Origin of the sequence: Cellulophaga sp., assembly GCF_039943695.1 — a bacterium.
Lineage (GTDB): Bacteria > Bacteroidota > Bacteroidia > Flavobacteriales > Flavobacteriaceae > Cellulophaga.
This window is the reverse complement of the sequence record NZ_JBDVAA010000171.1, coordinates 1-5,792: the sequence shown is the minus strand read 5'-3', so window position 1 is coordinate 5,792 and position 5,792 is coordinate 1. Positions and strand designations below refer to the sequence as shown.

At 31.1% G+C, this 5,792-nt stretch carries 4 protein-coding genes and 1 pseudogene; 3 read left to right on the top strand and 2 right to left on the bottom strand.

Features of this window, described 5'->3' with window-relative positions; all coding sequences use genetic code 11:
• Window positions 1–64 precede the first annotated feature (64 nt).
• Window positions 65–368, bottom strand: a pseudogene (prfB, locus tag ABJD66_RS11415) (peptide chain release factor 2); the annotation flags it as partial.
• 92 nt (window positions 369–460) lie between these two features.
• Here prfB and ABJD66_RS11410 point away from each other — a divergent pair.
• Both ABJD66_RS11410 and ABJD66_RS11405 read left to right on the top strand, forming a co-directional pair.
• Window positions 461–2,860 (top strand): zinc-dependent metalloprotease, encoded by a 2,400-nt coding sequence (locus ABJD66_RS11410; RefSeq protein WP_348131614.1) that lies wholly within the window; start codon window positions 461–463, stop codon window positions 2,858–2,860.
• A 20-nt stretch (window positions 2,861–2,880) separates the two neighbouring features.
• A complete protein-coding gene (locus tag ABJD66_RS11405) occupies window positions 2,881–3,903 on the top strand; it encodes a GntG family PLP-dependent aldolase (RefSeq protein ID WP_348131611.1) in 1,023 nt (340 codons plus the stop codon).
• Between the two features lie 5 nt (window positions 3,904–3,908).
• On the opposite strand, the gene ABJD66_RS11400 is transcribed toward ABJD66_RS11405, so the two are convergent.
• Window positions 3,909–4,214: a YegP family protein gene (locus ABJD66_RS11400; protein WP_100896166.1), complete on the bottom strand. Its 306-nt coding sequence runs from the start codon at window positions 4,212–4,214 to the stop codon at window positions 3,909–3,911.
• A 239-nt stretch (window positions 4,215–4,453) separates the two neighbouring features.
• Between ABJD66_RS11400 and ABJD66_RS11395 the strand changes: the two genes are divergently transcribed.
• The gene (locus ABJD66_RS11395) at window positions 4,454–5,554 is read left to right on the top strand and encodes an OmpA family protein (protein WP_100896165.1); all 1,101 of its coding nucleotides are present in this window, start codon (window positions 4,454–4,456) and stop codon (window positions 5,552–5,554) included.
• The last annotated feature ends 238 nt before the right edge of the window (window positions 5,555–5,792 follow it).

The following is a 5,792-nucleotide window of genomic DNA, read 5'->3' as shown; positions in this document are numbered from 1 at the left end:
TGGTTTTATTTAATTGACTAATAGGCATTTGTCCCATTTGATATTTCCAAATTCTGCTTCTTCCTTTTGCTTTGTTGTAATGGTTTTCTACTTCTTCAGCAGTAACATCGCCTTCTTTTAAAAACACTAGTAGAACCTCTAAATCTGCAATAAGAGTTTTTGCATCATCAAAATCTTTAACCCATTTTTTTTTGGACTGTAAAACTTTCATTTGCGCTTGTGCCACTTGCGCATTGTTCCAAAAATCTGGAGCTAGGGTTTTTTCTTCTTCGTTTTCTATTTCTATAAGCTTGGCATCTATGTCAAAGATACCTCCTTAACGCACCAAGGCGATCTAAAAGATCTTTGTATTGATCTGTTGTTATCATTTATTAAAATAATTTAAAAGCAAAAATAGCACTAAACTATGGTTGTACAATCTATTTTATATAAATTTAGAAAATCTAAAAAAAACCAACCTATGAGGCATATATCTATATTTTTATTATTGATAACTTATTGTTTCTCTGTAAATGCACAATTTACAAGTAATAAAAAGGATCTTAAAAAATACTCTGGCTATTTTTCATTTTATTATGATAATAAAACAGATAAGGTTTATTTAGAGGTTAAAGATTTAGAAAAAGAGTTTTTATATGTTAACTCATTAAGTAGCGGTGTAGGTAGTAACGATATTGGTTTAGATAGGGGGCAATTAGGCAAAACTCGTGTAGTTTATTTTAAAAGAGCAGGTGGTAAGTTGCTTTTAGTGCAACCAAACTTACAATATAGGGCATTAACAGAAAATGTATTAGAAAAGCAGTCTGTAGAACAAGCTTTTGCAAAATCTATTTTAGGAGGTTTTAAAATAGAAGAAGAAAAAGATGGGAAATTTGTAATAGATATTACAAGTTTATTTATGCAAGACACTCACGGTGTTATTAATAAGTTAAAGAATACGTCACAAGGATCTTATAGTTTAGATGTTAGTAAAAGTGCTTTTAATTTAGAACGTACTAAAGCGTTTCCTAAAAATATAGAGTTTGATGTATTTTTAACTTTTAAGGGGCAAGCTAAAGGAAGAAACATTGGTTCTGTAACACCAACATCTAGTTTGGTTACTGTAGCGCAACATCATTCTTTTATAGAACTTCCAGATGGTAACTATAAAAAAAGGGCTTATGATCCGCGTAGTGGTTCTTTTATGTTTTCTTATTTTGATTATGCTACTCCGGTACAAGAGGATATAAAAAAGAGGTTTGTTACAAGACATAGATTAGAAAAGAAAAACCCTAATGCAGCAATAAGTGAAGCCGTAGAACCAATAATTTATTATTTGGATAATGGTACACCAGAACCTGTACGTTCTGCATTATTAGATGGTGGTAAATGGTGGAACCAGGCTTTTGAAGCTATTGGTTATAAAAATGCTTTTCAGTTAAAAATATTACCAGCAGATGCAGACCCAATGGATGTTAGATACAATGTTATACAGTGGGTACATAGGTCTACTAGAGGATGGAGTTATGGCGCAAGTGTAACAGACCCACGAACAGGAGAAATTATAAAAGGACACGTAAGTTTAGGTAGTTTACGAATTAGACAGGATTTTTTAATTGCACAAGCGCTTACAAATAAACCCTTTGCTAAAAACGATGATAATTACAAGGAAATGCTAAAACTTGCTTTGGCACGTATACGCCAATTATCTGCACATGAAATTGGGCACACTTTAGGTTTTGCACATAATTTTGCAGCAAGTAGTAATAACAGAGCTTCTGTAATGGATTATCCGCATCCTCAATTTAAATTAAAAGGTTCTACTATTGATTTCTCTAATGCTTATGCAGAAGGAATAGGAGAATGGGATAAGTATGCAGTAGCCTATTCTTATTCGGATTTTAAAGACGGTGTAAACGAAGAAAAAGAATTAAAAAGTATTATTGAAAAATCTCACAAAGAAGGCTACCGGTTTATATCAGACAGAGATGCAAGAGCAAGTGGTGGTGCGCACGCTTATGCCCATCTTTGGGATAATGGAGCAAATGCGGTAGATGAATTAGATAAAGTTTTAAAAATAAGAGCTATTGGTATTGCTAATTTTTCAATTGATAATATAAAAGACGGACAACCAAATTCGGTTTTAGAAGATGTTTTTGCTCCTCTTTATTTTTTTCATAGATACCAAACCGAAGCTACATCTAAATTGATAGGAGGGTTAGATTATAATTACACTGTTAAAGGCGACTCGCAGTTTACTGTAAAAACAGTTTCTAAAAAAGAACAAGAAGACGCTTTAAGCAGTTTATTAAAAACAGTAGACGCAGAACAAATAGCAATTCCAAAAAATAAGTTGTCTTTGTTTCCGCCAAGAGCTTTAGGATACAATAGTACAAGAGAATCTTTTAGTGGTAAAACAGGAGTGTCTTTTGATGCTTTGTCAGCTGCAGAAACTGCAGCAGATATGACTCTTTCATTTTTGTTGCACCCGCAGAGAGCATCTAGATTAGTACAACAAAAAAGTTTAAATACTAAACAAATTGGATTGCAAGAGGTGCTAGATCAACTAATAAATAACACATTTAAAAATAATTATAGAGATACTTATTTAAATGAAGTGCAACAGAATATTAATTTTAGAGTGTTGTACTATATTAAAAACTTAGCAGCAAGTAAAAATGTGCATCCAAAAGTAAATGCAATAGCTAATTTTAAATTACAAGAGTTAAAAGATAAATTTTTAGATAGAAATAAGCCTTATGCCTTAGAGGTTGTAAATAGAATTGATCATTTTCAAAAACATCCAGAACTTTTTAAAACAATAGTTTCTCCTAAAATGCCAGATGGTTCACCTATAGGAATGGAATGTTTTATAAATTAAAAAAATATAAATTGTAAAGAATGAAGATTAACCTTATTAGTGATACAGTCACAAAGCCAACACCAGAAATGTTGCAAGCAATGTTTGCATCAGAAGTAGGAGATGATGTTTTTAAACACGACCCAACCATAAATAAATTAGAGGCTAAAGTGGCAGCTATGTTTGGTAAAGAAGCTGCTTTGTTTTTTCCTAGTGGAACTATGGCTAACCAAACAGCAATAAAGTTACATACACAACCCGGAGAGCAATTAATATGCGATAAATATGCGCATATTTTTAATTATGAAGGTGGTGGTGTTAGTTTTAATAGTGGAGTTTCATGTAGGTTAGTAGATGGTCATAGAGGTATGATGACGGCAAAACAGGTAGAGGAAGCTATAAATCCACCAGATTTTTACCATAGTCCTTTAACAACATTAGTTAGTATAGAAAATACAACTAATAAAGGAGGAGGAGCTTGTTGGGATTTTGAAGAGTTAAAAAGAATTAAAGCAGTCTGTAATGCGCATAATTTAAAATACCATCTAGATGGTGCTCGTTTATGGAATGCATTAGTTGCTAAAGGAGAGACTACAAAGCAATACGGAGATTTATTTGATACTATAAGTGTTTGTTTAAGTAAAGGTTTAGGTTGTCCTGTTGGTTCTGTTTTAGTAGGCTCTAACTTAGATATACAAAGGGCAATACGTGTGCGTAAACTATTTGGTGGAGGTATGCGACAGGCTGGTTATTTGGCAGGAGCGGCTATCTATGCCTTAGATAATAATATAGAGCGTTTACAAGAAGACCATACAAAAGCAAAAGAAATAGGAGAGGTTTTAACAAATCTTGACTTTGTAAAATCTGTAGAACCAATTGAAACTAACATTATAATTTTTGCAATTGATGAAACTAAAATTACGCAAGAAGAATTTTTAGAAAAACTACTTAAAAATAATATAGAAATTATAGGAATGGGACAAGGTAAACTACGTATAGTAACGCATTTAGATTATACAGATAGTATGCATAATTCCTTTTTGTCTATTTTAAAACATTTATAAGTTTATTAAATTGATAAAAAACTATTTTTTAAGTTTTTTATACCATTTTCCATTCCTGCTTCAGAAGAGTAGAATTGACTTTTACCTATAATTTTACCGTTCAGGTTTTTTAAATTGAATAAAAATTTGCCGTTGTAAGCTGTTTTGCGCTCAAAAACGTTTAAACTGTTTATAGACGGCTTTATTTCTTTTATAGTATTATTTATTTCTTCCTTACTATTAAAACTATTCCCTTGTAGCAAAACAATATTATTCTTTGTTTTTAAACGAAAAGTGAAAGTGTTATCCTCTTTTTTAATTATATCTATCATAACTCCACATTTTTCTTAAAGATAAGATTTTTTTAAAGGAGTTGGTTAAATTAATTTTAAGATTTAATTAAGATAATGTATTTACTCAATAATTAACCTCTGTTAACCCGTTAATATCAGTAAAACTGGTATTTTTAATAATTTTGTCTGCTTTTTTGTGTTTTATCGATCATAAAATTTTATATTTGCAGTATAATTATTTAACATATTTTAACATTAATTAAACACATTAACCAAAAATGAAAAAATTATTATTCTTATTTGCAGTTATGACTGCATCTGTTACAATGGCTCAAGACTTGCCAACTAATCCAGAACCAGGTAAATGTTATGTACGTTGTACTACTCCAGATGTTTACGTAAATGAGTCAATTACAATTACTACTAAGCCTGCATATTCTGTATTAAAGGCAGTACCTGCAACTTTTAAGACAGTTACAGAGCGTGTATTAATAAAAGATGAAAGTAAGACGTTAAAAGTAGTTCCTGCTAAATGGGGTACAGAAACAATTTCTTATGTAGCTAAAGAAGGTGGTAACACTATTAGCATTACACCAGCTAGTTTTAACCCTAGCTCAGAAACTGTAGAAGTTAAACCTGCTTATGCAGTATGGGAATTAGGTGCTTCTGCTCCTGATTGTGCTTCTGGTAACCCAGATGATTGTAGATACTGGTGTTACAAAGGTTACCCAGCAGAATTTACAACTATTCAAACTCAGGTTTTAGGTGCAGATGCTTCTGTATCAAAAACTCCAATTGGATCAAGAAACGCAACTTACAAGAAAACAGTATTAATTTCTGGTCCTTCTGTTGTAGAAACTGTTATTCCTGCTGAGTATAAAGAAATTACTAAAACTGTATTAGATAAAGATGCTTACACTACAAACGTATCTGTACCAGCTGTAACTAAAACAATTACAAAAGAAGTATTAAAGGAAAAAGGTGGTTTAACTACTTGGAGCGAAGTTGAGTGTTCTTTAGTACAATACCAAGCTTTACCTATTAACTGGAACTTAGGTAGCTCTACTTTAACTCCTGCAGCTAAAAGTATTATCGATTCTAGATTAATGCCAGTTTTAAAGCAAAACCCAGGTGTTAAATTAGAGATTGCTTCTCATACAGATGCAAGAGGTAATAATGCATCTAACCAAAGTTTATCTGAAAAAAGAGCTAAATCTGTTGCGGATTACTTAATTTCTAAAGGTATAAACTCTAGCTTATTAGTAGCTAATGGTTACGGTGAAAACAAATTAAAGAACAGATGTAAAGACGGTGTTTCTTGTACTGAAAGAGAGCACGCAGCAAACAGAAGAACTGAATTTAGATTAATTAACAACTAATAGGTAACTATTAAAGTTAATTATTAAATAATAACAAAAGGCTTTCAATTAATTTTGAAAGCCTTTTTGCTTTTTAATACATAAAGCTATTCTTAATTTTAGTAATCATATCAAATATAACTTTATTACTATTTAGTTTTATAACCTAATTAGTTACTGCTACATGAAATAATGTGTAAGCTTTATATTTAGTATTAAAGTATTTAAGTGTTAGTCTAATATATAAAGCATAGTTATT

Excerpts from the sequence above, each read along its gene's own strand:
- ABJD66_RS11405 (WP_348131611.1), top strand. The coding sequence starts at position 2,881 with ATGAAGATTAACCTTATTAGTGATACAGTCACAAAGCCAACACCAGAA.
- ABJD66_RS11395 (WP_100896165.1), top strand. The coding sequence starts at position 4,454 with ATGAAAAAATTATTATTCTTATTTGCAGTTATGACTGCATCTGTTACA.
- ABJD66_RS11400 (WP_100896166.1), bottom strand. The coding sequence starts at position 4,214 with ATGATAGATATAATTAAAAAAGAGGATAACACTTTCACTTTTCGTTTA.
- ABJD66_RS11410 (WP_348131614.1), top strand. The coding sequence starts at position 461 with ATGAGGCATATATCTATATTTTTATTATTGATAACTTATTGTTTCTCT.